Source organism: Deltaproteobacteria bacterium, assembly GCA_005879795.1.
GTDB lineage: Bacteria > Desulfobacterota > Binatia > DP-6 > DP-6 > DP-6.
The window spans coordinates 13,985-30,361 of sequence record VBKJ01000149.1 but is presented as its reverse complement, the minus strand read 5'-3'; the positions used below and the strand labels follow the sequence as shown (position 1 = coordinate 30,361).

11 protein-coding genes are annotated in these 16,377 nt (G+C 74.1%); all 11 read right to left on the bottom strand.

Annotated features, from left to right (window positions below; all coding sequences use genetic code 11):
- Positions 1–37 precede the first annotated feature (37 nt).
- Genes E6J59_12310 through E6J59_12260 form a run of 11 tightly spaced genes read right to left on the bottom strand, consistent with a single transcriptional unit; the run spans position 38 to position 16,208 of the window.
- Positions 38–1,306, bottom strand: coding sequence for a tetratricopeptide repeat protein (locus E6J59_12310; protein ID TMB19271.1), 1,269 nt, complete (start codon positions 1,304–1,306; stop codon positions 38–40).
- Complete coding sequence (locus tag E6J59_12305; protein ID TMB19270.1) at positions 1,291–4,545, bottom strand: hypothetical protein; 3,255 nt, start codon at positions 4,543–4,545, stop codon at positions 1,291–1,293. Before E6J59_12305 ends, E6J59_12310 begins: the two co-directional genes overlap by 16 nt.
- A gap of 55 nt (positions 4,546–4,600) precedes the next feature.
- On the bottom strand, positions 4,601–6,046 hold the full coding sequence (der, locus tag E6J59_12300) for a ribosome biogenesis GTPase Der (protein ID TMB19269.1): 1,446 nt from the start codon (positions 6,044–6,046) through the stop codon (positions 4,601–4,603).
- Positions 6,046–6,930, bottom strand: coding sequence for a GTPase Era (locus E6J59_12295; GenBank protein TMB19268.1), 885 nt, complete (start codon positions 6,928–6,930; stop codon positions 6,046–6,048). Before E6J59_12295 ends, der begins: the two co-directional genes overlap by 1 nt.
- Positions 6,927–9,125 (bottom strand): hypothetical protein, encoded by a 2,199-nt coding sequence (locus tag E6J59_12290; GenBank protein TMB19267.1) that lies wholly within the window; start codon positions 9,123–9,125, stop codon positions 6,927–6,929. Before E6J59_12290 ends, E6J59_12295 begins: the two co-directional genes overlap by 4 nt.
- Positions 9,122–9,814 carry a ribonuclease III gene (gene rnc, locus E6J59_12285; protein ID TMB19266.1) on the bottom strand — a complete coding sequence of 231 codons (693 nt, stop codon included), beginning with the start codon at positions 9,812–9,814 and terminating at the stop codon, positions 9,122–9,124. Before rnc ends, E6J59_12290 begins: the two co-directional genes overlap by 4 nt.
- A complete protein-coding gene (gene mtaB / locus E6J59_12280) occupies positions 9,811–11,121 on the bottom strand; it encodes a tRNA (N(6)-L-threonylcarbamoyladenosine(37)-C(2))-methylthiotransferase MtaB (protein TMB19265.1) in 1,311 nt (436 codons plus the stop codon). Before mtaB ends, rnc begins: the two co-directional genes overlap by 4 nt.
- 10 nt (positions 11,122–11,131) lie before the next feature.
- Positions 11,132–12,184 (bottom strand): tRNA 2-thiouridine(34) synthase MnmA, encoded by a 1,053-nt coding sequence (gene mnmA, locus E6J59_12275; GenBank protein TMB19286.1) that lies wholly within the window; start codon positions 12,182–12,184, stop codon positions 11,132–11,134.
- Positions 12,185–12,215: 31 nt separating this feature from the next.
- Positions 12,216–13,340: a cysteine desulfurase gene (locus tag E6J59_12270; GenBank protein TMB19264.1), complete on the bottom strand. Its 1,125-nt coding sequence runs from the start codon at positions 13,338–13,340 to the stop codon at positions 12,216–12,218.
- A gap of 28 nt (positions 13,341–13,368) precedes the next feature.
- Entirely contained in the window at positions 13,369–14,985 is a 1,617-nt protein-coding gene (locus tag E6J59_12265) for a citramalate synthase (protein TMB19263.1), read from the bottom strand.
- Complete coding sequence (locus tag E6J59_12260; protein TMB19262.1) at positions 14,982–16,208, bottom strand: aspartate kinase; 1,227 nt, start codon at positions 16,206–16,208, stop codon at positions 14,982–14,984. The genes E6J59_12265 and E6J59_12260 overlap by 4 nt, the downstream gene beginning before the upstream one ends.
- Positions 16,209–16,377 lie beyond the last annotated feature (169 nt).

Genomic DNA, 16,377 nt, shown 5'->3' with positions numbered 1-16,377 from the left:
GGGGTGGAGCAAGGTGCGCTTGCGACGCGGACGCCGACTAGCGTGCTGCAGCCAGCCGATCCTCGATGCGCGCGAGCTGCTGGCGGAGTGCCCAGAGGTTCGGTTCATCGGGGTGCTTCTCGATCACGTCGCGCAGCGCGGCCGCGGCCCGGTCGAGCTGACCGAGACCCTCGTAGGCCGAGGCGAGCCCGACCTGGTCCTCGACGGCGTACATCCCGCGGGGGTTCTGGGCCAGCGCGCGCTCGAACGCCGCCACGGCCTCGGCCGGGTGCCCGAGCGCGAGCTGGCAGCGGGCGACGCCGAGCGGCAGCTCGGCGCGGATGTCGAAGAACTCGTCGAACGCGCGGTCCGTCTCCGGGGCCGGCGTCCCCTCGAGCCGCTCGAAGATCGCGAGCGCCTCGGCGGGGCGGCGGTTGCGCAGCAGGTTCCACGCGTGCTCGAGGTCGACGATGTGCGTGAAGTCGCCGTCGGGGTGGTCGCGACGCAGGCGCTCGAGGGCCTCGCGGGTGGCCGAGAAACGGTCGTGCTCGAGGAGGCTCCGCGCGGCGAGGTACTGGTAGATGTGGCGGAAGCCCTCGCTGCCATTCCGCGCCAGACGCGCGAAGTTCTCCGGCGCGTCCGGGGCGCCCTGCGCATAACTATCGAGCTCGTGCGCGAGCGTCGCATACGCGGGGACCGGGTCCTTCACGGACGCGAACATCCGGCCGAAGGCCCGCACCGCCTCCATCGGCTCGCCCCAGCTCCAGTGGATGCGGGCGACGAGCGCGTGCGCCACCGGCACGAACTCGCTGTCCGGCTGCTCGCGCACCATGCGCTCGAAGGCGGCGCGCGCCCCGGGAAGATCGCCCCGCTCCATCAGCTCGAGGCCCTCGCGCAGCGCGGGCGCCTGCTCGCCGAGATAACCAGCGTAGTGGCGGAGGAGCTTCTGGAAGGCGTCGAGCGCCGCCGTGGCGTCTCCGCTCCGCAGCCGGCTGCGCGTGAGGTTCCACTGTGCCGCTCCGGCCTCGGGGCCCGCGGGATCGTGAGCGACCACCCAGGCGAAGCTCTCGGCCGCGGCGCGGTACTGTCCGGCGTGGAAGGACTGCTCCGCGGCGGCGTAACGCCGCGCGACATCCGCCGGGCCCGCCGGCTCGGGCGCGCCCTGCGGAGCGGGAGGCACCTCACCCACCTCGACCGGCGCCGTGAGGAACCGCCGCGTCTCCTGGACGGGAAGGCGCCGGCCGACGACCCAGGTAAGCGCGCCGCCGCCCAGGACGGCAACGCCCGCCACGAGGAGGAGAGGCCGGGGCCTCACTGCCAGCGCCACGGATTGCTCCGCGGATCGGCGGGATCGGTGTGAACGGCGACCTCGGTGCGGTCGAGCCAGCCGTCGCGGTCGCGGTCGATGCCCAGCCGGACCCCCGCGCCCGGTGGCACCCCCGTGTAGGTGAGAGCATCGCCCGATCCGATGGAGGCCCGGAGCTCGCTCTCGGTGAGCATCGGATCGAGCAGCGAATCGGGGACGAACTTGCCGACCGATGGGTCGTACACCCAGCCCTTCGCGGTCCCCCCGATCACGCCCTTCACGACCAGGTCGCACCGGCTCGCACCGACCTGCGCGATCAGCGTGTTGATCGTCGAGGTCACGCCCGTGCTGTTCTTGTTGCCCGCGTCGGCGGTCACCTGCCGCCCCACGGCGGGTACGGACTCGGTCGGGAAGGCGAGCATGAACGCGAAGAGATCGCGCTCCTGCTGGGTCGTGCTCGTGAAGACGGGGGCGGCCAGGAACTCCGTCAGGCTGACGCTGCCGTCGTGGATGAAGCCGAAGCCCTTCTTCTGCGTCGGGAGACCGATGTTCGCTGCATTGCCGCTCTGCAGGTTCGGCCGGATCACGTCGAAGCCGATCTTCTCGTACATGTTGCGGAGGTGCGGGATCTTGAAGTCCTGGCTCTCGCCCTCGGCGTTCCCGTTGAAGAGGGCGCGCGACGTCCCCTCGGGGAGCGCGTGGCAACGCGCGCACGAGAAGACGTTGGAGTCGAGGAGGAGATTGGAGAAGGCGTCTGCCCCGTTGTTCGGATTACCGGTGGCGGTGGCGCCGCCGCCCGACTGGCTCGGCACGGTGATCGCGTTCGGCATCGTGTCGTCGAGGTTGCGGAAGGGGTTCGGCGGGAAGTGCACCGTCATGATGAAGTCGGTGTAGGCCTGCATCTCGGAGGCGAGGATCGGCCCGCCGCGCCCCATGAGCTCGTCGAAGGCGACGTTGAAGGCCTGGAAGTTCTGCCGATCCCCCCGCCAGTGGAAAGGCTCGAGGGTCTTGAGCCCGCGCAGGGTCTGCGTCGTCATGGGGCCCTTCATCGGGTCGAAGCCCGACTGCGAGGGGCCGAGGGGATCGAAGCGCACCCACGGCGCCTCGGAGTAGGGCAGGAAGGCGCCCTGAGGGTTGCCGAGGTCCCACGCGATGTTGTCGAAATTGCCGAAGACGTGGCACGTTGCGCAGCCGACGTCGCCGTGGCCGGAGGTGAGCTGCGCGTCGTAGAGGAACTTGCGGCCCGCCTTGATGACGTCCGGGCTCGGGTCGAACTGGGCCGGCCCGGCGACGCCGATCGCGCCGACCGCCGCGTTCGTGCTCGTGTCCACGATCGAGATCGTGTTGTCGAACCGGTTCATGACGTAGAGGCGCGCCGCCGACTCCTTCAGGGCCACCCCGCTGGGCCCGCCGCCGACGGCGATGCGCGCCGTCACCGTGCCCGCGGCATTCAGCACGGCGACCTTGGCCGACCCGAAGGCGGTCAGGTAGTACCGGCTGCCGTCGGCGCTGAAGACCCCCTGGCCGGGCTGCGAGAGGCTCTGCGCGATCTCCGAGGCCGGTCCGGGGGTGACGGCGTAGTTGATGTGCGGGTTCAGGTCCACGTGGGTCGTCGCACCGGTCGCCGGGTTCACGATCGAGACGCGGGTCTGGACGAGGTGGCCGCGCAGGTTCGGCGCGAAGCGGACGAGGTTGCGGGCGTCCGTGTTGGGTACGTAGAGGTTCCCGGATTGCGGGTTCACGGCGACGTCGTAGATGATCGTCCCGACGCCGCTCACCGTCCGCACGACGGACGGTGTCGGCGCGCTCGCCGAGATCACGAAGACGTCGTTGTCCGGCAGCGTGAAGTTGACGAACCCGCTCCAGTCCTTGCCCGTCTCGTCCTGCCACCGCCCGTTCGCAGTGTTGAACTTGACGATGAGACCGACTTCCGGGGCCGTCCCGAGCGCAGGGTCCCGCGGCGGGCTGGGCGGCGGGAGGCCCCCGCCCGCGTTCACGAGATCGTGGAAGAGGGTCGTCGTCTTGTTCCCCGACTCGAGCACGACCGCGTAGACTTCCGTGCCGGCCGCGTTCACGGCGAGCGCCCGGGGGTCGTCGCCGAAGAGGGCGATCGAGGCGAGCTGCGCCCGCGTCGCCGCATCGTACACGTTGACCCGGTCCTGGTTGCCCGCCAGGGTGACGAAGGCGCGGCCGCTCGCGAAGGCGACGTCGGTTGGCTCGTCGCCCACGACGAGCGTCGCGAGAACCTTCCGCGCCGCCACGTCGACCACGCTCACGCTGTCCGAGAGATGGTTCACGACCCACACCTCGTTCGTCCCCGGCCGCACGGCGAGGCTCACGGGGTCGAGGCCGACCGGGACGTTCCCCGCGAGGGCGAGCGAGCCGTCCGCGGCGATCGTGAAGATCGCCAGGCGTCCGTCGGGGGTGTTGACTGCGTAGAGCTGGCTGCCGGAGACGGCGAGCGGATGGACGTGGCTCGACTCGTAGTTGACGAAGTCCAGGTCGGGCGGCATCGCGACCACGACCTGCCGCTGATCGGGCGTCGGGTCGCCGGCCGCGAAGGCGAGCTGGCCCGTCACCACGTTGCCGTTGTCCATGGCGGAGGCCTGCAGCTGCTCGGTCTTCGTGGCCCGGAGGCGAACGGTGAAGGTGCCGGCGGCGTTGAAGGTCGCGCTCACCGAAGCGCCCGTCGCCGGCTGAGCGCCGCCGTCGAAGTTCCAGCGGAAGCCGTCGCCCGTGCCGCTGCCGCTGAAGCTCGCCGTCGTGCGGGCGGTGAGCGAGGTCGGCCCGCTCGTGATGGTGCCGTTCGGGAGCGTGAGGCCCACGCTCGCCGTCTGCGAGGACATGCGGCCGTTCTGGCAGGCGGAGAAGGGCTGGAACTGGCTCGCCGGGATCGACGCGCCGTTGAGGCTAACGGCGAGCGTGCTCGGGTCGACGGTGCACTCGGCGTCGAGCCGGACGCTGACCGTCGTGCTCGTCACGACCGAGCCGGCGACCGGCGTCGGCGCGATGAACCGGAGCGGGCCGGGCGCGGGGTTCGCGCGCGCCGGTGGCGGGGCGCAAAGGGTGTAGAGGAGGAGACCCGGGAGGACCGAGCGGAGGGCGAAACGGAGGATCATCGGGCACCTCCCCGGCGCGGATGGGTCGCGGCCGCCGCTCTTGTCTATCGCAGGGGCGCTCCCCGTCGTCAAGGTGGTGACTGGCGTTGCGGCCGCATCGGTGCGGCTCTGGCTCGGCATCGGTTGGATGCACCGCTGCATATCGGAGCGCGAGCGCAACCTTCTCGCGAATCGGACGACGCGTCATCTCGCGAGCTCAGCGCGGACGAGGTGGCGCGCCTCCACGCCGCGGCGTCCGGCGGCTTCGAGGACGTGCCACCATGCCGCGCGCACGGGGTGCGCTGACCGCCCGCCGCGTGCGGAGCTGCAGGCGAAGCGGCACGCCCACGAGCCGGAAGGCCTCTGCGAGCCGGCCCGTCAGGTAGCGGATGTACGCCGCCGGCACCAGCGCGGGCGCGCTCGCGAACACGGTGACGGCCGGCGGTCGCCGGGCGGTCTGCGTGGCGTAGAAGAAGCGGAGCGCGCGGCCCCCGGGGCTGGGCGGCGAGGTCGCCGCGACCGCGGCCTCGAGCGCGCGGTTCAGCGCCGGCGTCGGCAGGACCGCCTCGTAGGCGCGCTCGAGGCGCGCCACGAGCGGGAAGAGATCACCCAGCCCCTCGCCCGTCTCCGCCGACACGCAGAGCAGCGGCAGCCCGGCGAACGCCGGATGGGCCGCCACCAGCGCGTCGCGGAACGACGCCCGGTCGCGCCGCGCGGACGGCACCAGGTCCCACTTGTTGGCGAGCAGCACGACGCCCCGTCCCGCCTCCCACGCGCGCCCGACCAGGCGCGCGTCCTGGTCGGTCATGCCCTCGGCCGCGTCGAGCACGGCGAGCACGAGGTCGGCGCGCGCGAGCGTGCCGAGGGCGCGCACCGCGCCGTGGCGCTCGAGGGGCTCGCGCACCTTGCCGCGGCGGCGGATGCCGGCCGTGTCGATGAGCACGTAGGGCCGCCCGGCCACGATGAGCGGCGTATCGATCGCGTCGCGTGTGGTGCCCGGCTCGGGCGCGACGATCGTCCGCTCGGCGCCGAGGAGCCGGTTCAGGAGCGACGACTTGCCGACGTTCGGGCGGCCGATGAGGGCGAGGCGCGTACCGCGCGCGTCCTCTGCGGCGGGCACCGCCTCCGGCAGCCCGGCGGTGACCGCGTCGAGGAGGTCCGCCACACCCCGCCCGTGCGCCGCGGAGACAGGGACGAGCGGCTCGACGCCGAGCGGCTGGAAGTCGTGGACGAGGGGCTCGCGGCGGGGCGTGTCGAGCTTGTTAACGGCGTAGACGACGGGCTTCCCGCTCCGGCGCAGCAGGCGGACGGTCTCGCGGTCCTCGGGTGCGAGCCCGGCGGCGCCGTCGAGCACGCACACCACGCAGTCCGCCTCCGCGACGGCGGCGAGCGTCTGCTCGCGCACGCGCGCCGCGAGCGCTGCCCGGTCGCGCGGCGGCTCGGCCGTGAACCCGCCCGTGTCGACGCACAGGAACGCCCGCCCGGCGTGCGCCGCGGGCGCGACGACGCGGTCGCGCGTGACCCCCGGGGCGTCGTCGACGATCGCCCGGCGCGCGCCGACCAGGCGGTTGAAGAGTGTCGATTTGCCGACGTTCGGCCGCCCGACGATCGCGACCACGGGGAGCCCGCGCGCGGCGGGGCGCGCCTCGGGCGCGGTCGCCATCAGAGGCCGAGCTCCTCGAGGCGGCGCGGATCCTTGGCCCAGCCCGGCTCGGCGCGCACGAAGAGCTCGAGGAACACCTTGCTGCCAAAGACCGCCTCCAGCTCGAGCCGCGCGCGGCGCCCGATCTCGCCCAGCTGGGCGCCGCCCGCCCCGATGACGATCCCCTTGTGGTTCGGGCGGTCGACGAGGATGGTGGCGCGCACGAGGAGCAGGTTCGGCCTGGCGCGGAACTCCTCGACCTGCACGGCGGTGCCGTACGGGATCTCCTCCTCGGTCTGGAGGAAGAGCTGCTCGCGGATCAGTTCCTCGGCCAGGAAGCGCTCGGTCGCGGCGGTGTACTCGTCCTCGGGGTAGAGCGGTGGCCCGGCGGGGAGCGCCGTCACCACCGCGTCGAGGACCACGCTCACGTTCTCGCCCGTGCGCGCGCTCGCCGGGATGATCTCGCGCCCCGGGAGGAGCGTCCCCATGGCCGCCATGGCGGGCAGCAGCACCGGCGGCCGCACCCGGTCGCGCTTGCTCAGCACGACGACGGTCGGCCGCGCGAGGCCCGCCAGGCTCTCGGCCAGCGCGCGGTCGGCGGGCGTCACCCCGGCCGCCGCGTCGACCACGAGCACCACCACGTCGGCCTCGTCGAGCGCCTGCCGGGCGACGTGGACCATGCGGCGGTTGAGCAGGGAACGGGCCTCATGGATGCCCGGCGTGTCGAGGAAGATGACCTGCGCCTCGGGGAGCGTGCGGATGCCGAGGATGCGGTTGCGCGTGGTCTGCGGCTTCGGCGTGACGATCGCCACCTTGGCGCCGACCAGCGCGTTCAGGAGCGTCGACTTGCCGACGTTCGGGCGCCCGACGATGGCGGCGTATCCCGCGCGGTGCGCCATCCTCACGGCGTGCAGCGGAGCGTCACCCGCGGCGTCACCGGGCCGCGCGTGTCGGCCACCAGCGCGCGCAGCGCGACGCGCCCGTTCACGGGGACGACGACGGGGACGGTCGCCGTGCACGCGGCGTCGAGCCGCGTCGGCAGAGGGAGCGCGCCGAGCGCGGCGGCGAGCGCCCGGTGGTTGGCGGCTGCGGTCGGATCGCGGCGGCTCGTGCGCGGCGAGAGGAGACGCGCGCGGCGCACCGTGCCGGGCCGGCAGAGCGGCAGGCCCCTTTGCGGGCCGCGCGCGTGCAGCTGCGGATTGCGGGTGTCGAAGACGTTCAGGCAGAGCGCCACGCGCAGCATGCACTGCCCGTCGGCCGCGCCATCGGCATCGCACTGCGGGTCGCCGTCGCGGCAGGTCTGGCGCGGCGCGGGGAGCTGATTCCGCCGCACGGTGAAGAACTCCTGCTCGACCAGCCACTCGCCCGCGCACGAGCGCCCGCCGCGGCCGCTCGGCACCAGGCAGACGAGGTCCGGCTCGCAGGGCCCAGGCCCCGCGAGCCCCCCCGCCAGCGCATCCAGCAGAGGCGCCCCCCAGCCGCTCGCCAGGTCGAAGCCGGGTCCGGCGCCGAAGGCGCCGTTGCTGCCCGCGACGACGTCGCGGAAGACCGGCGCGCCGACGCCCCGCGCCTGCTCGCTGCCCAGGCGGTAGAGGTCGGGCAGCAGCTGCCCGAGCCCGCCCATCACCCCGTGCGTCTGCTCGAGCCGCTGGTTCACGAGCGCGAGCGCGCTCGCCAGGGCGGGCGTGCCGGCGCTCGTCCCGCCGACGATCCGCCCGAGGCCGCCCTCGACGATCACGTAGCCGGGGGCGACCGGGCTCGCGGCGAGGGCCAGGTCGGGGAGCGCGCGCCCGCTGGAGAGCCCCGCCAGGCCGGCGCCGACCTGGTAGCGCGGCATGCCGAAGACGAGGCTCTGCCCTCCCCCGCCCGCCCCGCCGCTGTCCGCCCAGACGCGCTCGACCAGGCTCGCGGGCGGGGGCACGCTGCCGTCGGACGCGAGCGCGAAGCTCGTGCCGCCGACGGCGACCACGTGCGGCGAGGAGGCGAGGCCGTTCACCGCGAGCGCCAGGCTCTGCGGGGCGCAGTCGCGGCCGCCGTCGTCGCCCGAGGCCACGAGCACGGTCTGCCCCTGCGCGTTGGCGAGGGCGTAGAAGGCGTCGAACAGCTCGAGGGTGATCCCGGGCGCCGCCTGCTCGCAGAGCCCGAAGCTGAGCGAGATGACGTCGCCGCTCGGCGCCCCGCCGCCGCGGTTCTCGATCGCGGCGATGAGCGCCTCGGGGATGTCGCCCTGGGTCGACCCGATGATGATGTTCAGCGCCGCGCCCGGCGCGAGCGAGCCAGCCCACTCGGTGTCGAGCAGCACCTCGATGCGCTCGCCCTCGTCGGGGAGGATGCCCGGGTCCGCCCCGGGACGGGCGAGCACGCGCACCGGCGCGAGCTGGAAATGGAGGAAGTTGCTAGAGAAAAGCGCCACGTCGCTGTCCCGGAAGTTGCTGCGCGCGATGACCGCGATCGAGTGCCCGGCGCCGGTCAGGCCGGCGGCGTGGAGCGGCGCCACGCCGTAGGCGGCGGCGAAGTCGCCCGGCGCGAGCGCCGTCTCGCCGCCGGGGAGCGTGGCCAGCGGCCGGAACTTGGGCAGGTCGTCGAGCCCCACGATGCCGCGCACCGAGGCCGCGATGCTCTCGGGCAGGGAGGGGTCGGCGAGCGGGGCGTGATACGTCTGCCCGCCGCGCGTGAAGCGGCCGATCGGCGCCGCGAGCGCCCCCTCCACCTGCGCGGCCGTCCCGGCCACCACGAGCGCGGTGCGGAACTGCGAGTCGCGCACCACCTCGAAGCCGTGCGCGACGAACCAGCGCCGCACACGCTCGTACTCGCCGCGCCGCGGGCCGAAGCGGTCGGCGATCTCGGAGGCGGCGAGCCAGCGGTGGAAGAGCGGCGAGCGGCGGTCCTGCTGCGCGGCGATGAGTGCGTCGAGCGTGCGGCGGTGGCGGAGACCCAGGAACACGGTCACGTGCTCGAGCCGCAGGTCGGCCGGCGCGCGGCCCGCGGGCGTCATGGCGGCGAGCGCGCGCGGCACGGTCCCCGGGAGCCGGCGGAGGGGCTCGGCTGCGGCCGCGGCGGGGAGCGCGAGGAGCGCCGCGGTGGCAAGTCCGATCTTCATCCGAAGTTCTCCGTGTGCCCGCGCGCGAGCGCGGCCAGCGCCTGCATGGCGGCGGCCTGCTCGGCCGTCTTCTTGCTGCGGCCGACCCCGCGCCCGAACAATCGCCCCCCGATCGCGATCTCGGACACGAAACGCTTCTCGTGATCGGGCCCGCTCTCCTCGACCAGCGTGTAGGCCGGGGTCTCCCGGAAGAGCCGCTGGGTCAGCTCCTGGAGCTCCGTCTTGTAGTCGCGGAGCCCGACGGTCGGGTGCTCGAGGACATCGGCCGCGAAGTGCGCCTCGACGACGCTGCGCGCCCGCTCGTAGCCGGCGTCGAGGTAGATGGCGCCCAGGAGCGCCTCGTAGACTGCGGCCAGGATCGAGGGCTTCTCGCGGCCGCCGTTCTTCTCCTCCCCCTTGCCGAGCCGGAGCCAGCGCCCGAGGTCGAGCTCGCGCGCCTTGCGCGCCAGCACCTCGGCGTTCACCAGGGAGGCGCGCATCTTCGAGAGGTCGCCCTCGCGCGCCTCGGGGAAGCGCGCCATCAGGAGATCCGACATGGCGAGCGCCAGCACGGCGTCGCCCAGGAACTCGAGCTTCTCGTTGTTCTCGCCCTCGCCGAAGGAGCGGTGCGTGAGCGCGACCGCCAGCTGCTCGGGGCGCTCGAAGCGGTGGCCGAGGGCAGCCTCGAGGGCCGCGCGCGCGGCGCTCATGCCTCCCGAGCCTCGGCCGCGGTCACCTCGCCCGCGCGCCCCACGGCGAGGCGCGCACGCAGGCGCTGCCCGCGCCACGCGTCGGGCCCGGCCAGGCGGGCCCGCAGGTAGTTGCGCGTGTAGCCGCGCAGGTGGCCGCTCGCGGGGTCGCGCGTCGTCTCGACCAGCACCTCCGCCTCCGCGCCGTCGAAGCGGCGGGCGAACGCCGCGCGCTTGCGCTCGCCGAGCGCGCGCAGGCGGCGCGCGCGCGCCACGATGGTGGCGGGCGGATTCCGTCCCTCGAGCTTGGCGGCGGTCGTCCCGCTCCGTACCGAGTAGGGGAAGACGTGCAGGTAAGTGAACGGGCTCTCCTCGACGAAGGCGAGCGTGCGCTCGAAGGCGGCCTCGTCCTCGCCCGGGAAGCCGGCGATCAGGTCCGTGCCGATGGCGGCCTCGGGCAGGAGCTCGCGCATCATCGCGAGCCGCTCGCGCGCGAGCGCCGTGTCGTAGCGCCGGCGCATGCGGCGGAGGACCGTGTCGTCGCCCGACTGGAGCGGGACGTGGAGGTGCGGGCAGAGCGCCGGCGCGCGCGCCAGCAGGCGGACGAGCGGCTCGGTCACCTCGTGGGGGTCGATCGAGGAGAGGCGGAGGCGCGGCACGAGCCCTTGCTCGGCGAGGGCGGCGACCAGCCAGGCGAGGTCGACCGGCGGGGTCAGGTCCTGCCCGTAGCCGCCCAGGTGGACACCGGTGAGCACGACCTCCTCGAAGCCCGCGCGGGCGAGGGCCGCCACCTCGGCGAGCACGTCGCGCGGCGCGAGGCTCCGGCTGGCACCGCGCGCGAGCGGGATGATGCAGAACGTGCAGAAGAGGTCGCAGCCCTCCTGCACCTTCAGGAAGGCGCGCGTCTGCCCCGCGAAGGTGCGCGCGCCGAAGGTCGTGACCGTCCGCTCCCGGCGCGCGTTACCGACGACAACGCGTGCCACGGCCGGAAGCGGCGCGGTGACGGCGGCCACCAGCGCCTCGAGGCGGTTCAAGCCGATCACGTGGTCGACCGCCGGCTCGGCCGCGGCCTCGGCGGCCTTCGTCTGCGCGTAGCAGCCGGTCAGGATGACGCGTGCGGCGGGGTGCTCGCGCCGGGCGCGGCGCGCGAGCCGGCGGCTCTCGGCGTCGGCGGCGTCGGTCACCGTGCAGGAGTTGACGACCACCACGTCGGCGGGCGCGCCCGCGGGGACGATCTCACAGCCCGCGGCCCGCAGGCGGTCGGCGATGGTCGCCGAGTCGTAGGCGTTCACCTTGCAGCCGAGGGTGGCCATCGAGACCCGGGTCATCGGCCGCTCGCTAGGCGACGTCCCCCGCGATCCAGCCGCCGCCGAGGACGGTGTCGCCGCGGTAGAAGACTGCCGCCTGCCCGGGCGTGACGGCCGGCCCGTCGCCCTCGAAGAGCACCGTCGCGGCCGCGCCGTCCGCGCGGGCGAGCCGCGCCGGGACGGGCGGGTGGCGGTGGCGGATGCGGACGGCGAGCGGCGTGTCCGGGGCCGGGGCCGGCCCGCCCGTCCACGACACGTCGCGCGCCACGAGCCCGCGGGCGCGGAGCCCCGCCGCCTCGCTCACCGTGACCGTCGCCGTGCTCGCGTCGAGTGCCCGGACATATCGGCGGGTGCCATGGCCGCAGCCGAGCCCGAGGCCGCGGCGCTGGCCCACGGTGAAGCGGTGCACGCCCGCGTGCCGCCCGAGCTCGCGCCCCGCCTCGTCCACGATGCGGCCCGCACGCAGCGTCCCCGCCGGCGCGTGCCGCTCGACGAATCCGGCCGCGTCGCCGTCCGGCACGAAGCAGACCTCCATGCTCTCGGGCTTGTCGGCGACCGCGAGCCCGAGCCGGGTGGCCTCGCCGCGGACCTCCGCCTTGGTCAGCTCGCCCACCGGGAAGAGCGTGTGCGCCAGGTCGGCCTGGCCGAGCGCGAAGAGGAAGTAGGTCTGGTCCTTGGCCGCGTCGGCGGCCGTCCGGAGGCAGGGGCGGCCCGTCGCCGGGTCGGTCCCGATGCGCGCGTAGTGACCGGTCGCGAGCCAGCGGGCGCCGAGCGCCCGCGCGCGCTCCCAGAGGACGCCGAACTTGAGCTGGCGGTTGCAGCGCGCGCAGGGGTTCGGGGTGCGGCCGGCCACGTACTCGGCGACGAAGGGACGGATCACGTGCCGCTCGAAATCGTCGGCGAGGTCGAAGACGTAGTGCGGCAAGCCGAGGCGGTCGGCGACGGCGCGGGCGTCGTGGAAGTCGTCGAGCGAGCAGCAGCTCCCGCTCCCGCCCGGCGCGAGGCGGAGCGAGATGCCGATCACGTCGTGGCCCGCGGCCACGCAGCGCGCGGCCGCGACCGCACTATCCACGCCGCCGCTCATGGCGACAACGACCCGCTCCCGTGGGCGCACGCTAGGCCGCCGCTTCTCCGCGCGCCTGCGCCACGAGGACCGGCAAGAGCTCGAGGACGCGGTCGATGTCGGCCGTGGTGGTGGACGGCCCGACGCTGAGCCGCATCCCGCTCCGCGCCGCGTCGCGGTCGCGTCCCATGGCGAGGAGCACGTGCGAGGGCTCGGCGGCCCCTGCGGCGCACGCCGAGCCGAGCGAGACCGCCACGCCGGCCAGGTCGAGGAGGACGAGGAGGCTCTCGCCGGCGCAGCCTGGGAAGGAGACGTTGAGCGTGTTCGGGAGCCGCGGCCCCTCGGCCGGACCGTTCCGCACCACGCCCGGCACGCGCGCGCAGAGCCCCGTCCACAGCCGCTCGACGAGCCCCACCGCGGCCGCCGCGTGCGCGGCCAGCTCGGCGCGCGCCAGCTCCGCCGCCACGCCGAAGCCGACGATCGCCGCCACGCTCTCCGTCCCGGCACGCCGGCCGCGCTCCTGGGGCCCGCCGGTCGCCTGCGCGGCGAGCTCCACACCGCGCCGCACCCAGAGCGCGCCGACGCCCGCCGGCCCGCCCATCTTGTGCGCCGAGAGCGAGAGGAGGTCGACGCCGAGGGCGGCGACGTCGACCGGGATGCGGCCCGCCGCCTGCGCCGCGTCGCTGTGCACCAGGAGGCGGCGCCCGCGGAGCGCGGCCGCGATCGCGCCGACCGGCGCCACCGAGCCGACCTCGCCGTTGGCGAGCCCGACGCTCACGAGCCCGCTCCGGGCATCGCACGCGGCGACGACCCGCGCGGCGTCCACCCGCCCCTCGCCGTCGACCGGCACGACGGTGAGCGGCGCAGCCACGGCCCGCGCCGTCTCCAGTACCGAGGCATGCTCACCGGCCGTTGTCACGATGCCCCGTCCGGCGGCCGTGCCGCGCAGCGCCAGGTTGTTCGCCTCGGTCGCGCCGCTCGTGAGCACGATCTCCGCCGGCGCGGCGCCGACGAGCGCGGCTACCTGCGCCCGCGCCGTCTCGAGCGCGCTCCGGGCGTGCGCCCCCTCGCGGTGCGCGCTCGAGGGGTTCGCGGGCGGCCCCAGGAAGGGCAGCATGGCCTGCCGCACCTCGGGCCGGAGCGGCGCCGTCGCGTTGTGGTCGAGGTAGATGCGCATGGCCTGCGGGGAGCAGCCCGCGCCCGGGTCAGCCGCGGTGCGCGTCCGATGCCCGGCGGCGGCGGTGGGCTCCCCGGCGCTCCTTGTAGAGCTTGTAGTCCATGCTGTCGACCAGGGCCTGCCAGCTCGCCTCGATCACGTTGTGCGACACGCCCACCGTCCCCCAGCGCTCGTGCTCGTCGCCCGACTCGATGAGGACGCGCACCGCGGCTTCGGTGCCCGCGTCGTTGCCGAGCACGCGCACCTTGTAGTCGTGCAGGCGCACGTGCTCGACCTCGGGGTAGAACTTGCCGAGCGCCTTGCGGAGTGCGCGGTCGAGGGCGTTTACGGGGCCGTTGCCCTGCGCAGCCGTGTGCTCGATCTGCCCGTCCGGGCCTTCGAGCATGATGGTCGCCTCGGCGATGGACGGCTCGCCCTCGGTCCGCTTCTCGTCGATCACGCGAAAGCCGATCAGGCGATAGAAGCGGAGCCGGTCGCCCTCGATCGCCTTGCGCATGAGGAGTTCGAACGACGCCTCGGCACCCTCGAAGGCGAAGCCCCTCGCCTCGAGGTCCTTCAGCTCGCGCAGCAGCGTCGCGACCGCCGGCTGGTTCGACTCGAGGTCGAGGCCGAACTGGGCGGCCTTGTAGAGGAGGTTCGAGCGCCCGGCCAGATCGGAGACCAGCACGCGCTGGCTGTTGCCGACCAGGTCCGGGTCGATGTGCTCGTACGTGGTCGGGTTCTTCTGCACGGCGGCCACGTGGAGCCCGCCCTTGTGCGCGAAGGCGCTCTGGCCGACGAAGGCCTGGCGCTTGTTGGGCTCCAGGTTGGCGAGCTCGTAGACCAGATGCGAGACCTCGGAGAGCTTCTTGAGCTGTGCGGCCGTCACGCAGTGATGCCCGTGCTTCAGCTGCAGCACCGGGATCACCGACACCAGGTTCGCGTTCCCGCAGCGCTCGCCGAAGCCGTTGATCGTGCCCTGCACCTGCACGCAGCCGTGGGCAATGCCCTCGACCGAGTTCGCGACCGCCAGCTCGCAGTCGTTGTGGCAGTGGATGCCGAGCGGGGTCGGGACGGCGGCCCGGGCCGCGTCCACGCCGGCCCCGATCGCCGCCGGCAGCGAGCCGCCACGCGTGTCGCACAGGCAGATGAGCGTCGCGCCCGCCTCCGCGGCGGCGCGCAGGCACGCGAGCGCGTAGTCCCGCTCGGCCGCGAGGCCGTCGAAAAAATGCTCGGCGTCGAAGATCACCTCGTCGGCCCGCTTGCGCAGATAGGCGACGGAATCGTGGATGACCTCGAGGTTCTCCTCGAGGGGGATGCGCAGGTCCTCGCGCACGTGGAGGTCCCAGGTCTTGCCGACGATGGTGATGACCGGGGTCTCGGCGCGCAGGCAGAGGAGCAGGTTGCGGTCGTCGGCGGCCTTCACGCCCGCCCGGCGGGTCGAGCCGAAGGCCGCCACCTTCGCGTGCCGGAGGCCCGCGCGCTTGACGGCGCGGAAGAACTCCTCGTCGCGCGGGTTCGAGCCCGGCCAGCCGCCCTCGATGTAGTGGAGGCCGAGGTCGTCGAGCCGCTCGGCGATGCGGATCTTGTCCTCGAGCGTGAAGGAGATGTCCTCGGCCTGCGTCCCGTCGCGCAGCGTCGTGTCGTAGAGCTGGACGCGCCTCATGGACGCTTCTCGGGCGCGGCGCCGATAAAGGCGTCGTGCAGCGCGCGCACCGCGAGCTCGGTGTACTTGGCGTCGATGACGACGGAGATCTTGATCTCCGAGGTGGAGATCATCTGGATGTTGATCCCCTCCTTGGCGAGGACCTCGAACATGCGCGCCGCGATGCCGGCGTGCGTGCGCATGGCCACGCCGACGATCGACACCTTGGCGACGTCGAGCTGGCCGGCCACGCCCTTGGCGCCGACCTCGCCCGCGGTCGCCTCGAGGAGCCCCTTCGCCTTCTCGTAGTCGCCGCGCGGCACGGTGAAGGTCAGGTCGGTCGTGCCGTCGGCGCTCGCGTTCTGGATGATCATGTCGACCACGATGTTCGCCCGGGCGATCGGACCGAAGACGCGCGCCGCCAGCCCGGGCCGGTCCGGCACGCGCAGCACCGTCAACTTGGCCTCGTCGCGGTCGTAGGCGACGCCGGCGACCGACACCTCTTCCATGCCGGGTTCCTCCTCGGCGACCCAGGTCCCCTCCGCCTCGCTGAAGGCGGAGCGGACGTGGACCGGCACGCGGTAGCGCTTGGCGAACTCGACCGAGCGGATCTGGAGCACCTTGGCCCCCAGGCTCGCCAGCTCGAGCATCTCGTCGTAGACGATGCGCTCGAGCTTGCGCGCGCGGGGGACGATGCGCGGGTCGCTCGTGTAGACGCCCTCCACGTCGGTGTAGATCTCGCACACCGCCGCGCCGAGCGCGGCGGCGAGGGCGACGGCGCTCGTGTCCGAGCCGCCGCGGCCGAGGGTCGTGATGCTCCCCTCCCCGTCCACGCCCTGGAAGCCGGCGACCACGGCTACGGCGCCGGCGGCGAGGGTGGCGCGCAGGCGCTCGACGTCGACGCGCACGATGCGCGCGCGGCCGTGGGCGCTGTCGGTCTCGATGCGCACCTGGTGGCCGAGGAAGGAGCGCGCGGCGACGCCGGCGTCAGCGAGCGCCAGGGCGGTCAGCGCCGCGGTCACCTGCTCGCCGGTCGCGACCAGCGCGTCCGACTCGCGCTCGTCCGGGGCGCGGGCGATCGCCTTCGCGAGGGCGAGGAGGCGGTTCGTCTCGCCCGCCATGGCCGAGACCACGACCACCACCTCGTGTCCCGCCGCGCGCGTGCGCGCGATGCGCCCGGCCACGTTGCGGATGCGCTCGACATCGGCGACCGACGTGCCGCCGAACTTCTGGACGACCAGCATGGGGTTTACACGATTGCCGTGAGGACGCGCCGGATGGCCCTGCCCCCGCCCGGCATCACCCGGAGCGCGATCGGCAGGACCCCGTCTCCGGCGGCCGGGAGGAGCAGGTCGAGCCACTCGACGGCCGCCACTCCCTCGCCGTAGAGCACGCCTGCAAAGAATAGCGCAT

Coding starts and splice junctions, on each gene's coding strand:
- E6J59_12305 (TMB19270.1), bottom strand. CDS start 4,545: ATGCAGCGGTGCATCCAACCGATGCCGAGCCAGAGCCGCACCGATGCG.
- der (TMB19269.1), bottom strand. CDS start 6,046: ATGGCGACCGCGCCCGAGGCGCGCCCCGCCGCGCGCGGGCTCCCCGTG.
- E6J59_12290 (TMB19267.1), bottom strand. CDS start 9,125: ATGAAGATCGGACTTGCCACCGCGGCGCTCCTCGCGCTCCCCGCCGCG.
- rnc (TMB19266.1), bottom strand. CDS start 9,814: ATGAGCGCCGCGCGCGCGGCCCTCGAGGCTGCCCTCGGCCACCGCTTC.
- mtaB (TMB19265.1), bottom strand. CDS start 11,121: ATGACCCGGGTCTCGATGGCCACCCTCGGCTGCAAGGTGAACGCCTAC.
- mnmA (TMB19286.1), bottom strand. CDS start 12,184: ATGAGCGGCGGCGTGGATAGTGCGGTCGCGGCCGCGCGCTGCGTGGCC.
- E6J59_12270 (TMB19264.1), bottom strand. CDS start 13,340: ATGCGCATCTACCTCGACCACAACGCGACGGCGCCGCTCCGGCCCGAG.
- E6J59_12265 (TMB19263.1), bottom strand. CDS start 14,985: ATGAGGCGCGTCCAGCTCTACGACACGACGCTGCGCGACGGGACGCAG.
- E6J59_12260 (TMB19262.1), bottom strand. CDS start 16,208: ATGCTGGTCGTCCAGAAGTTCGGCGGCACGTCGGTCGCCGATGTCGAG.